The sequence below is a fragment of the Halobacteriovoraceae bacterium genome, from assembly GCA_020635115.1.
Taxonomy (GTDB): domain Bacteria; phylum Bdellovibrionota; class Bacteriovoracia; order Bacteriovoracales; family Bacteriovoracaceae; genus JACKAK01.
On record JACKAK010000004.1, the window covers coordinates 311,501 to 328,414 of the forward strand.

18 protein-coding genes are annotated in these 16,914 nt (G+C 34.2%); all 18 read left to right on the top strand.

Translation table 11 applies throughout. The annotated features are described in order from the left end of the window. The first annotated feature begins 5 nt into the window (after positions 1–5). The 18 genes from H6622_08060 to H6622_08145 all read left to right on the top strand — a co-directional run bounded on the left by H6622_08060 (position 6) and on the right by H6622_08145 (position 16,914). Positions 6–1,544, top strand: coding sequence for a hypothetical protein (locus H6622_08060; GenBank protein MCB9061459.1), 1,539 nt, complete (start codon positions 6–8; stop codon positions 1,542–1,544). Next, complete coding sequence (locus H6622_08065) at positions 1,523–2,455, top strand: YcaO-like family protein (protein MCB9061460.1); 933 nt, start codon at positions 1,523–1,525, stop codon at positions 2,453–2,455. The genes H6622_08060 and H6622_08065 overlap by 22 nt, the downstream gene beginning before the upstream one ends. A 1-nt stretch (position 2,456) precedes the next feature. Next, entirely contained in the window at positions 2,457–4,052 is a 1,596-nt protein-coding gene (locus tag H6622_08070; GenBank protein MCB9061461.1) for a HAMP domain-containing histidine kinase, read from the top strand. A gap of 307 nt (positions 4,053–4,359) precedes the next feature. Further along, positions 4,360–4,755 (top strand): TraR/DksA family transcriptional regulator, encoded by a 396-nt coding sequence (locus H6622_08075; GenBank protein ID MCB9061462.1) that lies wholly within the window; start codon positions 4,360–4,362, stop codon positions 4,753–4,755. A 153-nt stretch (positions 4,756–4,908) separates the two neighbouring features. Continuing rightward, the gene (locus tag H6622_08080) at positions 4,909–5,061 is read left to right on the top strand and encodes a hypothetical protein (GenBank protein MCB9061463.1); all 153 of its coding nucleotides are present in this window, start codon (positions 4,909–4,911) and stop codon (positions 5,059–5,061) included. An 85-nt stretch (positions 5,062–5,146) separates the two neighbouring features. After that, positions 5,147–6,034 carry a TraU family protein gene (locus H6622_08085; GenBank protein ID MCB9061464.1) on the top strand — a complete coding sequence of 296 codons (888 nt, stop codon included), beginning with the start codon at positions 5,147–5,149 and terminating at the stop codon, positions 6,032–6,034. Then, positions 6,031–7,137 (top strand): Flp pilus assembly complex ATPase component TadA, encoded by a 1,107-nt coding sequence (gene tadA / locus H6622_08090; protein MCB9061465.1) that lies wholly within the window; start codon positions 6,031–6,033, stop codon positions 7,135–7,137. The genes H6622_08085 and tadA overlap by 4 nt, the downstream gene beginning before the upstream one ends. Continuing rightward, entirely contained in the window at positions 7,134–7,850 is a 717-nt protein-coding gene (locus H6622_08095) for a hypothetical protein (protein MCB9061466.1), read from the top strand. The genes tadA and H6622_08095 overlap by 4 nt, the downstream gene beginning before the upstream one ends. Positions 7,851–7,940: 90 nt before the next feature. After that, positions 7,941–8,225 carry a hypothetical protein gene (locus tag H6622_08100; GenBank protein ID MCB9061467.1) on the top strand — a complete coding sequence of 95 codons (285 nt, stop codon included), beginning with the start codon at positions 7,941–7,943 and terminating at the stop codon, positions 8,223–8,225. A gap of 160 nt (positions 8,226–8,385) precedes the next feature. Continuing rightward, entirely contained in the window at positions 8,386–8,787 is a 402-nt protein-coding gene (locus H6622_08105) for a DUF2384 domain-containing protein (GenBank protein MCB9061468.1), read from the top strand. Beyond that, a complete protein-coding gene (locus H6622_08110; GenBank protein ID MCB9061469.1) occupies positions 8,784–9,389 on the top strand; it encodes an RES family NAD+ phosphorylase in 606 nt (201 codons plus the stop codon). Before H6622_08105 ends, H6622_08110 begins: the two co-directional genes overlap by 4 nt. A gap of 275 nt (positions 9,390–9,664) precedes the next feature. Then, the gene (locus tag H6622_08115) at positions 9,665–9,976 is read left to right on the top strand and encodes a hypothetical protein (protein ID MCB9061470.1); all 312 of its coding nucleotides are present in this window, start codon (positions 9,665–9,667) and stop codon (positions 9,974–9,976) included. Beyond that, positions 9,976–10,764 (top strand): hypothetical protein, encoded by a 789-nt coding sequence (locus H6622_08120; protein ID MCB9061471.1) that lies wholly within the window; start codon positions 9,976–9,978, stop codon positions 10,762–10,764. The genes H6622_08115 and H6622_08120 overlap by 1 nt, the downstream gene beginning before the upstream one ends. Positions 10,765–10,776: 12 nt before the next feature. Beyond that, on the top strand, positions 10,777–11,556 hold the full coding sequence (locus H6622_08125; GenBank protein MCB9061472.1) for a hypothetical protein: 780 nt from the start codon (positions 10,777–10,779) through the stop codon (positions 11,554–11,556). Then, positions 11,549–12,799, top strand: coding sequence for a hypothetical protein (locus H6622_08130; protein ID MCB9061473.1), 1,251 nt, complete (start codon positions 11,549–11,551; stop codon positions 12,797–12,799). The genes H6622_08125 and H6622_08130 overlap by 8 nt, the downstream gene beginning before the upstream one ends. Next, on the top strand, positions 12,759–13,049 hold the full coding sequence (locus H6622_08135) for a hypothetical protein (protein ID MCB9061474.1): 291 nt from the start codon (positions 12,759–12,761) through the stop codon (positions 13,047–13,049). Before H6622_08130 ends, H6622_08135 begins: the two co-directional genes overlap by 41 nt. Beyond that, positions 13,049–15,613, top strand: a complete 2,565-nt coding sequence (locus tag H6622_08140; protein ID MCB9061475.1) for a TraC family protein — start codon at positions 13,049–13,051, stop codon at positions 15,611–15,613. Before H6622_08135 ends, H6622_08140 begins: the two co-directional genes overlap by 1 nt. Further along, the gene (locus tag H6622_08145; GenBank protein ID MCB9061476.1) at positions 15,610–16,914 is read left to right on the top strand and encodes a hypothetical protein; all 1,305 of its coding nucleotides are present in this window, start codon (positions 15,610–15,612) and stop codon (positions 16,912–16,914) included. Before H6622_08140 ends, H6622_08145 begins: the two co-directional genes overlap by 4 nt.

Below are 16,914 nucleotides of genomic sequence, written 5' to 3' on the forward strand. Positions count from 1 at the left end.
TTGGTATGAGAAAGTTTGTACAAGCAGGAGTAATAGTTTGTGTATCTGTTGTATTAACTATTCTCATTATTAAAAATTTAAAAAGAGATACGAATATGACATTAAGAGTAGCATTTCCTTATGATAAACCATTGTCTGTGTATGAACCGACTAGGATTCATTACGCACCTGAATACATATTGCTAGAAAATATTTATAGCCCTTTAATTGAGCTTCACCCTGAAAATGGAGAGCCAATTCCGGGAGTTGCTGATCGTTTTGAGTGGATTGGTAATGAACTACATTTTCATATCAGAGACAATTTGAAAACTGCTGATGGAAATAGTGTTACTGCACATGATGTAGAATTTTCTTTAAAGCGTCTTTTGATAAAAAGGGGAAATACTCATGGGAATTTTCACGATTTAATGTGTACGAACCTAGAACTCAAATCTATTGAAGATTCTTGTTCAGGCATCAGAGTTGAAGGGAATACCTTGATTCTCGCTCCTGCTGAGAAAAAAGAGTTTCTACTGCCAATGATGGCAGCACTAGACTTTGCAATCATTCCCAAAAGTTCAGTTGATCCCATCAGTTTAGATATTAAGGACTACAAGAATACTTCAGGGCCTTATTATGTCAAAAGTGATGATGGGAAAGGTAATATCGTATTAGCGAGTAATAAGACTCACTATCATTATAAAGAAGAAATTCCACAGGAAATCGTTATTGTTCCATCTGGTATTGAAGGGTATGAGAATTCGTTAGATCAGTTTAAGTCTGCAAAAGTTGACTACATCACGACTATTGATAAGTTACCTGCGGAAAAGGTGATTGAATTTTCTAAAGAGAATAAAGGTAATTTGCATACAACGATGAACATTAGAACTTATGCCTTAACCTTTACTGAAAAAGGTCTAAAAAAATTCTCTGAAGAAGAGAGAATTGCAATTGGAAAAATGTTTAAAAAAGTATGGAGAGAACACCATCAGAAATCCCCAGGTTTTAGTTCAACAGATCAATTCTTTTTACCCTTTGGTGATGGTGGATTAGATGAGAAATCAGAAGAAAATTTAAAAGAGCTATTCAATAAATCAGAAGAGCTGTTAAATAAAAAAGTTAGTGTTAGTACAATTCGGGTTGGTGATATTACGCCAATTCAACAATTATTTGAAAAATACTATCCAAACATTTCCATATATGAGGGAAAGACTGCTCCTAGTTTTATGAAAAACCCTAAAGAGAGTGATATTCCTGATGCATTTATTTCTGGCCCCGATACAGGTTTTTTAGAGGATATTGGACTTATCTCATATTCGATTAATGCGGGTTATTTTGGGGCAGAAAAAGAAGAAATGCGCAAATGGCTTAAGGACTATATGGAAATTCCTGAAAAGGATAGCCGTGTTAGTAAATTAAAAGAACTACATTTTAAAGTTTTAAAGGAAGGAATTCTCATACCATTAGTAAATTCACCTTATGCTGCTTTTGCTAGAGATGGTTGGAAAGTAGGAATTTCTCAAATTTATGCGAACAATCCATTATGGCCAATAGTACGAGATTAAATCATATTCTTAGTAACGCTGAATTGCTTGGTTTGAAAGTTCAGAAACTTTCATGGGGAGAAGAGTTCCTTGGAGGCCTTTTTGACTTTAGAATAAAAACTAATCTGTTTGGTGAAGAAACTATAGGAATTGGAATAGATCAAAATGAAGAAGTAGCTTTCCTGAAAGCATTTTCCGAATCAGTAGAAAGGGCTTACTGCAAGAAAAATGACATTAGAAGTCATGGTGCTTCTGCTCATTGGTGCAAAGAGGGTGCAAAAGAAAACTCTCTTTGTGAACTTATTGAAAGAGATATGTTTCTTTGTCATTTTCTTACTGGAAAAGCTGCGAAGAGAATTGAAAATCGTGAAATCCAAAATGTTAACATGGTACTTTCTGCTAAAGGTTGCCGTTTAAAGGTTTTTCAACTTTCTACTTTAAATAATTATAATATTTTTGTTTCAGTCGGAGAAAATGGGGCTTTGGGAAACATTATTGGCCTAGGTGCTTCTTTAGATTCTGAATCAGCCTTGAAGAAATCAATGATTGAATGTCTTTTTCGTTTGGTTGCAGAGGCAGGAAGAAGTTCAAGAGATATAAGTAAAGACGTGGAAAATACTTTTGAGCATTATCTTTACCATCTTGAAAGTCCAAGATTGGTGAATTCTAAATTGCTTAAAAACTCATCATTCTCAAGTCAGGTGTTTAATATGAGTGTTGACATTGACGTTGAATGGGAAGAGTTAGGAGACTTAAATGAAATTGTACCTGGCCTAGAATTATGTATTTTAAGAGGGCGAACTAAATCCCTTCAAGGTATGTATTATGGAAATACTTCTGAACAGAAAGTAAACCTTTCTAGGTTGAAAGAGTTTGTTGGAGAGCTAATAACATTTGATGATTTAGAAACAATGGTTCATCCAGTAGGTTAAAATGAGTATTGAGTTGGTTGAAATTAAAAGGCAATTTAGAAAGAAGTTTGTTCTTGTTCAAACTCTGCTTGCTCTATTCCTTGTTTTTGTTTCTTATACAACGAATTACTATATCAAAAAGCAAAATGCTGGCCAGATCGCACGAATTGTAAGTCGAATGGTTAAGAAAGGTGAGCATAGAGAAGCTATTTACACACTTGGTTCAGCAAAACTAGAAAACTTTAGAAGTGTTGGTTATTTTGATATGAAAGGAAGAAGAATTTTCTCTTTACCTTCAAGCTTGAACAACTTTGATATGGCAGAGGGGTACTTACTATCTAAAACAATATCAGAAGTCATTTATTTTGGTGAGAGCGAAGTAAGCCAAAGAGTGGGAGTTCTAAAATTTAACTTTCATACTGGCAATGCAATAGTATTTGGACTTATCCTTTGGGTTATTAGTTTACTTTTAACTTTTCCAGTAATTAGAAACCACTTTAATTTAGTTATAAGAAAACTTCAGCTAGAAGGTGAAAAGAAAAGAGCAAAGGATTTGGTGGAATTAGCAGGAATGGTTAAGCATGATTTAAGATCACCTCTGCAATCTATTTTGATGGCTGTTCAAACAGGAGAGTCTATTGATGAACAGAGTCGAGAAATGATTCTGTCAGGGGTTTCGAGAATTGAGAAAATAACTCAGGACTTAAATGCCGTTAAAATTAAAGAAGAACAAAGTGAAGTTCAGGAGAATGTAAAAGAGATAGAATCGTGTTCTCTTTTTTCAACTGTTCAAGAAATAATTCAAGAAAAGACTCATACATATAGAAAGATCAAAGGACTAAGCATCAGAGGTCATTTTAAAGATTCTTCAATTAGTCGTTTTATACACTTTAATGACTCCGATTTTAAAAGAGTCCTTTCAAACTTGATTGATAATGCTGTTGAGTGTTTTGATCCTTTAGATGAGAATAAGCAAGTTGAAGTCAATGTCACACTTGAAGAAAATGCAGACTCAATTCTTATTGAAATTATTGATAATGGGCCAGGTATTCCCAAAATTGTATTAAGCAAAATCGGTGAGAAGGGTAATACTTATGGAAAGGAGAATGGCAGCGGCCTAGGTATTTATTCTTCTCGTAACAAGGTTTTAGAGAATGGTGGAGAATTTAAAGTTAAATCTAACTCAAAGGGAACTAACATTTCTATGAGAGTCAGGGCCGTAGATTCCCCTGATTGGTTTGCAGAAGATTTAAATTTCTCTAATAATATGGATTATGTAATTCTTGACGACGATGAAAGCGTTATTGAACGCTTTAAAAATGATGAAGGGGCCTTAGGTGCTAAATCTAAGAGCATAACTTCATTTAATAATATAGATGACTTTACGTCTTGGTATGAAGGAAAGGACGATCTACAAGAGCCAGTTTTCTTTATAGACTACGATCTAAAGAATAGTACCAAAGATGGGCTTGATGTTATCAATTCTATAGATTCAAGTTATAAGAAATACCTTTTTACAAATAACTTCGATGATTTTTTTCTTCAAAGAATTTGCTCAAAACAAGGCGTGAAGATTATTCCTAAAACGATCTTAGGTTGGGGTAATTCTCTAAGTTAACCTTCGTCATTCTTTTTATAACTTCTCTTAGTTTAATTTAAAAAAAATAGACTGTCGGATTTCCGTTTATTGATAAGTAGTTGAATTGCTATCTTTTGGAGAGCAAAACATATTTTTCAATCGGATTACCGACAGTTAGTAAGTTCTTATTATTAAAACAAACCTCTTTAAAACAATCTTTTTATGACGGAATACCGTCAGACCTAAAAAATTAGCTAATGGAATTTCATCAACTTACCTTTGTTTAAAACTGGCACATACATTGAAATATAAAAGGTAGGAACTGAAAACAAGCAAGGAGTTTTAAATGCTGAACCAAGAAGAATTGAAGCAAATTAAATCAAGACTAGAGCTTGATAAGAAAGAATTAAAAAATGGAATTAAAGCCAAAATTAAAAATTTATTTTTAGATACAAATGAACTTACTGAACTTGCAGATCATTCAAGAGAGGAAATGAATTTCCTTGATAAAGTAGCCTTTGGCTTCAGGGACGCAAATCAACTTAGAAAGGTTTGTGGCGCTTTGAAAAAGATCGAAGATGGCTCTTATGGTGAGTGTGTTGAATGTGGAGAGGTCATTCGATCTTCGAGGCTCCTGGCCAATCCTACAAGCACTAAATGCATTTACTGTCAGGAGGATGAAGAAAGAACAAATAAGGGATTTGCATTACCTGTATATAACGATCTGAGATTATCAGTTTAATGAGGGAAATATGAAATATTTAAAACAACTATTAAATAACATTGCTGATTTGTTTTTGTGGATTGGTGGCTCTGAAAGAGAATACCAAAGAGTTAAGACGCTACTAGATGAACATAGGTTAAATGCAATGAAATACTCAATGGGTATTTGTTAATGAGTAAAGAAGATAATTTTGATTACATTCTTGACGAAGCTACTTTGGCTCAGGAGGAAGAATTTGAAATTGTCGATTTTATCGAAAAAATATTTGGAACTATCAAAGATGGAATTAGAGGGATCTTACCAGATGAAGAATTTATTTATTAGCCTTATAGTAATTTGTTTTTCATTTAAGGCACATTCCTTTCCTAATATATGTGATGTCGTGAAAACAATTGAGTTTAATTCATGTATGTCGGTAAGAAAGTCAGGGTGCACTTGTGGAAGCTGGCCTTTCTTAAGGCCATGTGTACGAATGAGTTACTATATTCCCCAGAGCTTTATTGAAGTTTTCCATGAAGCAGGAGAAACATTTTTTAAGGGGCTTCCTGGGGTCATGGCACAGTTATCTACTGTTCAAACTAAAAAAGAGCCATTTGGAATAGTTAATTCTGATGGCACATATACTTACAACTCACATACTCTTAGCATTCCATTTAACTATTTGCTCAATATGCTGTCTTGTGGAGGGGCGAGGATGGAAAAGTATTGTTTTGATGGCATGTCAGAACATCTCGGAAGCCATTGGAAGACTGGAAAGGCAGATTTAATGCAACCAAAGTTTTTAGCTTGGTCAGTAGCTCCTAAGGCTTGCTTAATCAAAGGAGCTGCTACTTCTGTCGTTGGTAAAGAACCTGTGTTTAATGGAGAGGGAGCTTGTTCTTATCCTCTGGATTGGTTGAAAGTTTATCCTCCAAGTTCTCATAGTATGTGTAATGGATGGGGAGCATTCTTTCCAAGAAGCGGAACCTATCATGGATCGAGTCAAACAGCAGGGGCACTTATGATTGCCTCTCGAATGAAAAGTATATCAAGTGAAGTATATAGAAATATGCCATCTACATTTGATGAAAAGTGGCAAATGATTTCTCCAAACTCTTCTTCTTGTTTTAATGAAGGTCAAAATATTGGGCTTCTTGAATCGCCAGTAAAAAGAGTTATTGAACATGGAAGAGTAACAAGAGGAAAGTTAAAGGGATATTTATTTGCAACATGGAAAAGAGTTAGTTGTTGTGTTGACTATCCTTATGTACCTGCTTTCTATGCGGCTCTTGCAGCGATTAAGGCGGCTTGTATATGAGTGGGACAATAAAAGTTGAAGAGGTTAAAAGTTACGATGAACTTTTATGTACGTCAGGGCCTTTTGCCTCTATGTTTAGAAATGTATTGTTAAAAGCAAAAGAACTTAATGCTAGTGATATTCACATTGAACCTAAGAAAGACGATTTAGTTATTAGATTTAGAGTTAATGGTGATTTGTCGGAATTTATTAAGCTGAAAGGAATTTATTCAAAACCATTTCTGTTTGAAGTTAAGAAGATTGCAGGAATGTCGATTGCTCAGAAAGGTAAGCCTCAAGATTCTAGGGTTTCATATCCATCTATCGGTATTGATCTGAGAGGATCAGCAATTCCTTCTATATATGATGATAAATTAGTTTTTAGAGTTATTGACAATGAATCAAGTGTAAATCTGAAAGCTCTAGGTCATCCTGAAGAAGTTATAAATATCTTAAAGGAATCCATCAAGTTCAAAAACGGATTGATTTTGTTATCTGGGCCAACGGGAAGTGGAAAATCTTCTACTCTGTATTCAATTCTAAATTTGATTGATAGGAAGAAGCTAAATGTTATTACTATCGAAGACCCTGTCGAAAGAATAATAGAAGGAACTACTCCAATACATGTCAAAAAGGGATTTCGTTTTGCTGATGCTCTGAAGTCTGCCATGAGACAAGACCCTGATGTTATTTTTATTGGGGAAATACGAGATAAAGAAAGTGCAAAAATTGCAATTGATGCTTCAAATACAGGTCATTTAGTTATTTCTACAATACACGCTAATGATTGTTTTTCGGTAATAGAACGCTTAGAAGGTCTGGGAGTAGATAAGGCTTTGATTGAAAAAAACTTGAAGTTTGTGGGAGCACAAAGGTTAGTTAAAGTCCTCTGTCCTAAATGCAAAGCAAAGGAAGGAACAAGCTATTTTAAACAAAGTCAAAGTGGTTGTGAATATTGCTCGTTTACAGGAGTTATTAGTAGAAGACCAATTTTGGATTATCTTAAATATCCAATTAACTTTGGAAGTTCAAATGACAAAAATAGAAATAATTTAAAAGAAATAGCTAGAAAGTATTTAGTTAAGGGCGAACTGTGTTTAAAAGAATGGGAGGAAATAGAGTGAAGATTCTAATATTCCTTTTAACTTTACTTCCATTAGTATCTTCAGCAGAAGTCAGTTTTTTTGAAGATGATATTAATTTTTGGAGTGAGAAGAAAGAAAATAAGCAGGTTCATCAACTGAGTAATAAGAAAGCTAAGTTTGATTGGTCAAAGTATAAAAACATCGAAAATGACGAGTTTTTTAAAGAAGGAAATCATATTCCACCAAAGCCATTTATGGAAGTTGCAAGAAGGCCAACTGAAGAGAATATAAAAAATTGGTTAGAATACATAAAAATGAAAAACGATTTACAAGCTCGTTTTCAAAAAGCGTTGGTTAAGTATAGGAAAAAAGTGAGTTTAACCCCTGAATCATCAAAAATGTTAATTCAAAAATCTCGAAGTTTAGTACAAACCAAATTACCCCAAGAGAATATTACTATTACAACATACTTTTTAACGACATGCCCTGCTTGTAAAAGAATGTTTAAAACATTGGAAGAGCTTCAAAGAATGGGTGTTTATGTAGAGGCAATTCAGGTTGATTCAGATAAGAAATTAAAGTTTGGTGTTTCTATACCTATATACAAAATTAATAAAAAGGAAAAAGAAGGAATTTTAAATTCGGGAATTGGAGTTCCATACTCAATCGTAAGAGTTGGAAAGAGAGCTATTCCTGTTAATGGATTTCAAACGGTGAAAAGTCTTTTTGAAACTTTAAATAAATTGCAATAGGAGGATATTGTTATGAAAAATATATTAACCAAGTTTAAGGTTGTTGATTGGCTACTACTAATGTTCTTAGTTGTCCTAGTAGGAATCCTGTTGTCTGATAGTGCTTTTGCTGCTTCTATAAAATTGCCAGGAACGGATAGCTCAGACAAGCTAGAAGCAGCCGGTACTTTATTGAGGATGGTTGATACAGCTTTATTTAAATGGGGTGCTAGAATTTTTGCTGGCCTTGGTATTTTATCAGCAGGGTGGCATTTAAAGGATCAGCGATTTGGACTTGCAGTTATCTCAGTTATTGGATCAATCCTCATTGGAACTTGTCCAATGTGGGTTAAGAATATCTTTGATATTGGTGGTGGCTCAACTCTGTTTAGTTAACGTGATTTCAGGTAGTTATGGCTTTGCTTGTACTAAATAGTATTCAGCTTAATTGCCTGAAAATACTGTAAAAATTGTGAAAAATTAATAAGTATTGTAAATAAAATACTAAATAGTACGAAGAGGTGGTATAATGGAGCTGTATAACAGGGGCAGTATTATGGAAGCATTAGTTCCAAAACCTTTAGAATCATCATCACCTGAAGACCTTCATAAAGGCCTTTATAAGATACTACATGGAATTCAAAAAGAGTTTGGGTTCGACGAGGTCGTAATTGCAAAGCTCTTACATAAGCCACGAACGACAGTTAATGGATGGTTCAAAAACGGTAGTGTTAAAGTCTCAAAAGATAAGTACACACCAGATGATGTACAGATTTATGAACTTATCGAGCTTTATGACACAATATCTAGTTATTTTGTAAAAACAGAAGATCAAGTGAAGTGGTTAGAAACAGAGCATCGTGCTTTTAATAAACTTTCACCGCTTTTATATATCTTTGAGCATCCAAGTCACCTTCGAGACGTTAGAAGATACTTAGAGGCCAGGATGAATCCATGACACTATTTCGTTGTTCTGTATTAAAGAAAAGAAATTCAAATAAGTTTCTCGATACTCCTGATGAAGTTTACGCTGTAGGAGAAGTTCTTGATGAGATTGATTGGCCAGATCATTTTAAAAGAACTGGTGGGATTACCTCTAAAGGGGTAACTCGGTTTGGCCCAGAAGGTTATGATACTTGGCCACTATATGCTAGTGAAAAAGATGATACTACATTTTATGAGTTTGCGTATTGGAAGCTTAAAGATTGGGAAAATGAGTTAGGTATGCAAACCAATGCAAGCCTTATAAAATTAGACTTTCATCCAAACAATAAGCCGATTGATGTTCAGGGCGAAGCAAATAAAGATCAAATACTAGATACAAAGAGTTATGTTCATTCTCATCAATGGATTCAAGGCTTATCAAATATTCCTGAATCAGTTTCATATCCTTCTGTGCGTGATCCGCAAGGGGGAGGCATTAATTTTGCTGTATATGAAGAAAATGCAGTTTCTAATTTTTCATTTTATCAGTCAGTAACAATGATAATAATAGATGAATTCAATGTTGAGGTTATCTTTCCAAATAAAACCAAAGTTACGGTTACACCAATAAAGTAAGGCTGTCGTATTACCGATAGCCTCTAAGTCTCTATTTTCTTTTACTCATTCAATAATATCCTTTTTTTGTGACGAACTCTCGTCAGTTAGTAAGTTATTAAAATATTTTAATCTCACTTAATTAGAGTCAGATTTTATCGGAAACCCGATAGTGACTCTTTTTTTTATTAACAAAAATTAGCAACTTAACAGTCATCAAAAATGGCATCGCACTTGAAATATAAAAGTTAGGAACTAACAAAATAAAAGTTAGTAAATCGTTTCAAAGGTGTTTGATGCATTCGTATGAAAGTTTAAAAAGAGAACATGGTAATCAAGTAAGTCAAACAATTGATGGCCCTATAATGTTCATGGATCACTTTGATCTATGGGATTTGGCAATTTCTCTTTTCATCATAACTTTCTTTGGAATAATTTTTTACTCTTGGTGGATGATGTTTTTTCTCCTTTGCATCTCCATCGGGGTAATTCCTTATGTCAAAAAAAATAATAATAGAGGGGTGTTCTTACACTACTTTTATAAGCGGTTTGGTGTTTCTTTACCAGGCCTCTTTAATCCACAAAAAAATAAGAAGGTGTCAGATTGATGAAAGTAGCGAGCCAACAACTAATCGTAAGCATAAGGAAGGGAATTGATGACTTTAATAATAAATCTAAAGAGGTATTTTCGAATATGATTGATGCAATCAATAAAGGAATTGAAAAAGCAAAGGTAGAAGTGCCTGCTGTCGGAAAGTATGAAGGAGTAGATTTATCTAAGCTCCCAAGTTTTATTTGTTACAAGTCGGTATTATTGAAAGAAAAACTCTTATGGCAAAATGTATCTGTCGTTCTACTGTGCGTACTCTCTCTTCTATACGTTGTAAATCGTAATCAGATTAATAAGTTAACCAAGCAATATCGAGAAAAAGAATACATTGTTCTTCCAGATTATATTCCAGTTAGTCCACACACTATATCTGATAGTTATGTAAAAGATGCTGTTGAAACATTTTTATCTCTCCTTGGAAATATAAATAGCAAAGATATTGAAAAACAGTATGAAAAATTAAGTTCGAATATGAGTTTAGACTTGAAACGTCGTTTTGAAGAACAAACGTATGAATGGAAAGAATATGTTGTTGCAGAAAATATTACGGAAATTCTTAAGTGTGGGAAACAAGAAATATATTCGAATGATAAAGGTCAATATGAAGTGACGGCCTTATGTAAAAAGGAAACCTACGTTAACCATGAATATATTGGAGCTGTTGATGAAGTTGTAGAAATGAAACTTGCAGCCGTAGCTCCAAATAAAAAGAAGAGATGGGTTGTCAATATAACTGATTTGAAAAGAACTACAAAAAAAGCATTTAAGGTTAAAACAAAATTATAGGAGGCCAGCTAGATGATTAGAATATATTTATTATTTATTCTGTCAGCAGTATTCACTTTGGGAAGTGCAAATGCAAGTGAGATCGTATTTGGTGAAGCTGTTGAAAAAATAAACTTGATATACGGAGAGGAAACGATTCTGAGATTTCCGAGTCAGGTTAAGACTATTTCAAATGTTAGTGACTTTGAAATTGCTCCTGTAGATAAAAACGACCCCGACTATACACTTCTTTCAATTAAACCAATATTTAGAAAATCGAAGGGCAAAGTTCTATTTGTACTAGAAGATGGAACAGTTTTGAGAACAAGCTTTAGAGCGATAAAAAAGAATTCATCACTAAATAATGATTCTTTCTACGAATTTGTATCGAAAAAGCAAATAGTAAATAAAACCCAAAATTTAACGACTATAAGTGAATTGGAATTACTCAAAGCTATGGTTCGAGATGATTCAGTTACAGGTTACAAAAGAAGAAAGCTTGTAAGAACGATTTGGGGCATCAATAAAATGCTGAATGTTAAGCTAGTTCGAACATATTCAGGAAAAAGATTCAACGGCTATATCTTTAAAATCGAAAATAAAACAAATAATACAACAGTGCAGATTAATCCTGAAGCAATTACTTTAGGGATTCCCAACCAGGCCATTATGTCACAAGTTGATGATGAGAGTGTCTATTCTAGGAAAATGGGGAAATCAGTTACTTATCTTAGAATTGTGGCCAAACCAAGTTCCGTTTACTCAGATATTAAATTGCCATTTGCAGTAACAAAAGGTGGCAGTAATGATTAAAGGTGCTCAGAAAGTTATCCCTGTTTATTTGCTAGTAAAGGAATTTGTTACAGCAAACAAAAAAAGAAAAAACATGGCATTGGTTTCGGCATTGCTAATCTTTCTTGTATGGCTTTCAGTAATGCTAGAGAGCATAAATCAAAGTAAAACGATTCAAGTCGAGAAGGAGACGGACTTTAAGGATTCTCGTTTGATTAGTAACTCTTATGGAAGGGTCTATAGGGGAAAGGAAAGAATATTAGAAAAAAAGATGGATCAGATTATTAATTCACATTTACAGCTACAAGAGTCAATAAAAGCACTTAAAGACAAAACTAACCAAATTGAAGTTCGTGTAGATAAGAAAGAGGTCTTAGAGAAAGAAGAGCAAACTGAAAACTTACGAGAGCCGAAGAAAGCAGAAGATATTCAAAATTCTGCACCTCAAGAAATAAGAGTTCATCAATCGCAGATGGACTTTCGATCATCATCCATTCCTCAAACCAGAAATATGTTGAGAGAGGGAAAGAAAAAATCAAGAACTCTTATCTCGTTTCCAGTTAAAAGTTCGAGAGTCGTAAAGAATGAGGGGATTGTTCTACCATCGGGGAGTTATGTTAAGGCAAAGATGATGACAGGAATAGAGGCTCCTGAAGGAAAGAATTATCCTGTTTTACTACAACTAGATTTTGCTCACATTTTGCCGAACGATAAGAAACTCGATCTTGTAGGTTGTTTTATGATTGCAAAGGCATCTGGAAGTTTGAGTACAGAAAGAGTTGAAATGCAAGCGGTGAAGTTGAGTTGTGTCTCAAAAACGGGGCAAATGTTTGAAAGAAAGGTGAATGGTTTTACTGCTGATGGTGTTGATAACAGTTTTGGAGTAACAGGAAAGGTAAATTCCAAACAAGATAGAGTTGCAGCAATGGCATTTCTGTCATCAGTGGTTGAAGGTGTAGGAAAAGCTATTCAAGCAGCACAAACAACATCAAGTACAAATAGTAACGGTGGAAGTCAGTCAATCATTACAGGCGATCAGGCGAAATATATTGGAGCAGGAGGAATAGGAAATGCTGCTGGCCAGGTTACTCAATGGTACTTAAAGCAAGCTCAAAGCCTTTTACCTACTATTAATGTCGGCTCAGGAAGAGATGTGTGGATCGTTATGGCCGATAAAGTCGAATTACCAAAAGAATACTTTAAGAAATCTAGGAGTGTCAGAGATGAATCAGTTTATTCATATTTTACTAATATTCTTTATTAGTAGTGGTCTTACTTCATGTGCTCTAAATAGGGCCAAAAGTGAAAATATGCTTGAAAAACGAGCAGGATATGAAGGTAAGAAAGTAGAGATTAAAAGCAATGGGGCATTCACCGCAGTTCAAAAACCTGCAAAGCGAGTGAAGGTGTATGTATATCCTCACGAATTACCAAATGGTGATTATTTCCTTGGTGGTTATATTTTTGCAGAAATTGAAAAAGAAAAAGTAATAATCAATGGGAGAGAGAAGTAATGAGTAGTAGCATAGTAAACTCTGCCTTGTCGGGAAAGACAATTTTTACCGAAGCATTATTTAGCCGTCCTGAATCTCTATCGAAATACCTTCCCTATGACGAGTTCATTAAAGATGAGAATTTATTTTTAATGAAAGATGGATCATTAGGGGCAGTCTATAAAGTAAGACTAGTTGAGCATGAGCCTTTAGTTGTCTCCAAAATTGTTGATTCGGTTAGTAGATTGAAGACTTGGCTTGGGCTTCCTAGCTCTTACACCCTTCAACTCTTATTTGACCAGAGAATAATTGGGCCGTTGGATAATAGATGGAACGAGTTACTAAACGACGATAAAGGTCATGTCGTTTCAAAATTACTTCATAAAGAAGCTGTTGAAAGAACACGAAAAAGTTCACCTTATGAAAGAGTGCTTTATTTAGCGATTAGAAACTGCTCAGTAGATAATAAAAGTTTTGTTTCAAACTTTTTTAAAAAGGGAGAAGCCCTACTTTTTGATGAAACAAAATCTTTTATAAAAAGACTCAGAGAGTTCAAAGCGCATATTGCTGACTTGGAATGCAACTCATCTTTAAAAATGAAAAAAGTAACAGGGTATGAATTGGTTCGATTGTTGAGAAAAGAATTTAATCCTAAGACATTTTATAAAAGGGAATTTGCAAAATATAACGATGAAGTATCAATTTCAAAGCAAGTTATATACAACTCACCGAAACTTTCTTTTGAAGGAATTTCAAGAGAAGGAGTAAAGACAAGAGCAATATCACTAAAGATGGCTCCTAGTTTTGCCTATGCAGGAAGTACCGCTAGTTTTCTGGAACTAGATTTTCCTTTTAAGATTTCTATTTCGTTTAGTTTTCCAGAAAAAGATAAAATTAAAAAGTTCTACGATGTAAAAGAATTTCTACTTGATAAAACACAAACAGCTAAAGGGAGAAGGCAGTTAAAAGAAATTAGAGAGGCTCAAGAAAAATTGGCTCACGATGATAGAGTTCTTTATATGACTTATACCGTTATCATTGAAGGTGAAACGGATGATGAGCTTGATGAAAAAGAACGTAAGGTCGCAAATGTTTTCAACAATAAACTAGAGTCAGAAGTTATTTCAGATAAAGATATTGGATTAGGATTGTATTTCAATTCTTTACCATTGTGTTATACACCTGAAGCTGATTTGTCTGCATCACGGTTTATTAGAATTTTAAAATCAGATGCTATCAAGTTTTTGCCTATATTTGATAGTTTTAGAGGTTATGAAAAAGGTCTTCAGCTTTATACTTCAAGAGAGAATAACCTGGCCTTGTTTAGCCTTATATTAAATGAAATTTCCAATCATACCGTAGTTATTGCTGATTCGGGTTCTGGAAAATCCTCGTTTATTATTGATTGTGTTCAGGCATTAAAAAGACTTGAACCAGAACCACTAATATTTGCAATTGAAAAGAAAGCATCTCATAAGATTATTGGTAAGTATTTCGATGCTGATATGACTATCTTTGATCCTAATGAAGAAATTCCTTTTTCACCATTTCGAGGCGTATATGATGAGGGAAAAATTTCGTTTCTAACTCAACTTCTGATTACAGCAATCAAATTAACTAGTCCGAACTTTGTTGTTGAAAGTGAGCATATTGCAGCAATTACTAAATCACTTAAATTGGCATACAAGAGTGCTCAGAATCAAAGAGGTTTAGAGTTTTTGGATGGGGAACTTGTTGAAAGTAGTAATGATGAAAATGTAGAAATTTCTGTAGATGGTTTTATCTCAGAATTATCAGGTTTAACGAGTTTAAAAGAGTTTGAAAAGCTTGAAGATAAAATTGAGGAAGTTTTAAACAAGTTAAAACCATTTTACGGTGATGGTTTATATTCTAAGTATTTTAAAAGCTGTAAATCATCAATTGCAAATAAAGATACTCGCTATTTTGTCTATGATCTTGATTCTTTAGATTCTGACCCTGTACTTCAAACCTTAATGACAATGTCTGTAATGGAGGAAATTCGTCAAACTATCAAACTTCCAGAGAATAAGGGGAGGGGCGGTTTTGTAATTATTGAAGAGCTTGGGATGCTTGGAAGAACGAACTCAGAGGCCTCGAAATTTATCATTGATGCAGCAGAAACCTTCAGGAAACTTGGTGTATTTCTTATTGGATTAACCCCCAGGCCACAGAACTACTTTGAAATCGAGGCAGGGAAAGCCATGTGGCAAGTTGCTGACAATTATATCTTTATGAAAATGAGTCCTGATAATGTTGAATACTTGAAGAGTAAGTCAAGTTTGCTTGATGAAGCAAATACGCAAATCATAAAGTCTTTGGATACAGTCAAAGACAAATATGCTGAAGTTTTTTATGTAAATAAAAACAAGTCAAATCAGGGGGCTTTTAGATTTTGGCTTACTCCTTTTAAGAAATGGTTAGCACCAACAAATATGAAAGACATGGAAAAGGTTGAAGATGCTTTTGTAAAGTGTCGTGGCGATAAATGGGAAGTTATGAGGCTTTTAACGAAAGATATTCCGTCGTACTTTGAAAACTTGTTAGGCCAGGAGGTGAAAGCTTGAAAGTAATCAGTATTATTCTGGTATTAATAGCAATTTCATCAAGTGCGAGTGCTAACTACAACTATCGTCATTCATCTAAATTGAGACCTAATGACTATTTACTAAATTCAAGGGATAGGGGCAAAGATCCCGTCTTTGATGGGAATGCTACTGCAAACTTAGGAGTTGATCTAGGAATTGGTTCTGATTGTGGTCGTGTTGATTTGAAATCTACCCTAAGAGCTTCGTTAAAGAACTTATTAGATGCACAGTATTTTGGAGATATGGGGAGAGATATTTTAGCGGCCTCTCCAATGTTAGTTACTTGCTACTTTTCACCTACTTGGTGTGCAATTTTAAAGCATACAAGAATGAATGCTAACTTTCTTTCACAACTTCGATTAGACCAATGTTCATTAATAGATAAATATACAGATTCTCGTACAGAAGACTTCTACAAGGAACGTCAAAAGTGCATTCATAAGGCTATTGAAAGAAATGGTGGGAACATGGAAGCTGCAATGAAGGAATGCTCAAACTCAAGAGTTTTTGATTATGACTTGGCTGATTGGAGTGGAAAAAACAGTAATAGTAGTAATAACAAGTTAATTGAATCATCTTCAAAGTGGGCCGGCTTCAAAGGCAAAGCTGCACAAAAAGTTATTGATCTTACGAAATCCTTAGTAGGTGATATTGCAGTTTCGAAAGGTAAAGTCTCCTTGGATTATGGGCCTAGAAAGGTTGCAATGACTCCAAGAACTTACTATCAGTCAATTATTCAAAAGACTAAAGAAGAGATTGGCAAAGTTATAGAAAAAACAGAAAGCCGATATAGCGAAAGACCAGTAGAAGCAATTGTGACCAAAAGTGATTTGGAAACGATCTCAGGGAGTTCCGAACTCGTTCTAGTTGATAAGCAAACAATAAAGGCACTTGTCTTTATGCCATACAAACAACAAGAAATGGCAGTTAATAAATTAAGTGAAGCGATTGCATTAACAAGATTTTCGAGTGAAATGAATAAGACTCTTGATCTTTTACATATTGCTGAACAAAACCCAAATTTACCCGACTCTAAGAAAACATCACTTAAGAATAAAAGAGATTCTTTGGAATCGAGCGTAAAGCTTACCTTAGAGCTTCATAAGCAGAAAAATGAGCCTTTAAATAAAGTATTGGCAAATATCAGTAAGCAAGGTGAAGAGTGGATAAGTGTAAAGAAAGGGAGAGTTATTAGAACAGATTTTGATAGAAAGCAAAAATATCACACGGAAAAAGTGTTCTGGAACTGTGCCGATGGAATTTTTTGTAAGGAGAGATAA

Excerpts from the sequence above, each read along its gene's own strand:
- H6622_08120 (MCB9061471.1), top strand. The coding sequence starts at position 9,976 with ATGAAAGTAGCGAGCCAACAACTAATCGTAAGCATAAGGAAGGGAATT.
- H6622_08125 (MCB9061472.1), top strand. The coding sequence starts at position 10,777 with ATGATTAGAATATATTTATTATTTATTCTGTCAGCAGTATTCACTTTG.
- H6622_08135 (MCB9061474.1), top strand. The coding sequence starts at position 12,759 with ATGAATCAGTTTATTCATATTTTACTAATATTCTTTATTAGTAGTGGT.
- H6622_08070 (MCB9061461.1), top strand. The coding sequence starts at position 2,457 with ATGAGTATTGAGTTGGTTGAAATTAAAAGGCAATTTAGAAAGAAGTTT.
- H6622_08080 (MCB9061463.1), top strand. The coding sequence starts at position 4,909 with ATGAGTAAAGAAGATAATTTTGATTACATTCTTGACGAAGCTACTTTG.
- H6622_08065 (MCB9061460.1), top strand. The coding sequence starts at position 1,523 with ATGGCCAATAGTACGAGATTAAATCATATTCTTAGTAACGCTGAATTG.
- H6622_08085 (MCB9061464.1), top strand. The coding sequence starts at position 5,147 with ATGTCGGTAAGAAAGTCAGGGTGCACTTGTGGAAGCTGGCCTTTCTTA.
- H6622_08130 (MCB9061473.1), top strand. The coding sequence starts at position 11,549 with ATGATTAAAGGTGCTCAGAAAGTTATCCCTGTTTATTTGCTAGTAAAG.
- H6622_08115 (MCB9061470.1), top strand. The coding sequence starts at position 9,665 with ATGCATTCGTATGAAAGTTTAAAAAGAGAACATGGTAATCAAGTAAGT.
- H6622_08140 (MCB9061475.1), top strand. The coding sequence starts at position 13,049 with ATGAGTAGTAGCATAGTAAACTCTGCCTTGTCGGGAAAGACAATTTTT.
- H6622_08075 (MCB9061462.1), top strand. The coding sequence starts at position 4,360 with ATGCTGAACCAAGAAGAATTGAAGCAAATTAAATCAAGACTAGAGCTT.
- tadA (MCB9061465.1), top strand. The coding sequence starts at position 6,031 with ATGAGTGGGACAATAAAAGTTGAAGAGGTTAAAAGTTACGATGAACTT.
- H6622_08060 (MCB9061459.1), top strand. The coding sequence starts at position 6 with ATGAGAAAGTTTGTACAAGCAGGAGTAATAGTTTGTGTATCTGTTGTA.
- H6622_08110 (MCB9061469.1), top strand. The coding sequence starts at position 8,784 with ATGACACTATTTCGTTGTTCTGTATTAAAGAAAAGAAATTCAAATAAG.
- H6622_08105 (MCB9061468.1), top strand. The coding sequence starts at position 8,386 with ATGGAAGCATTAGTTCCAAAACCTTTAGAATCATCATCACCTGAAGAC.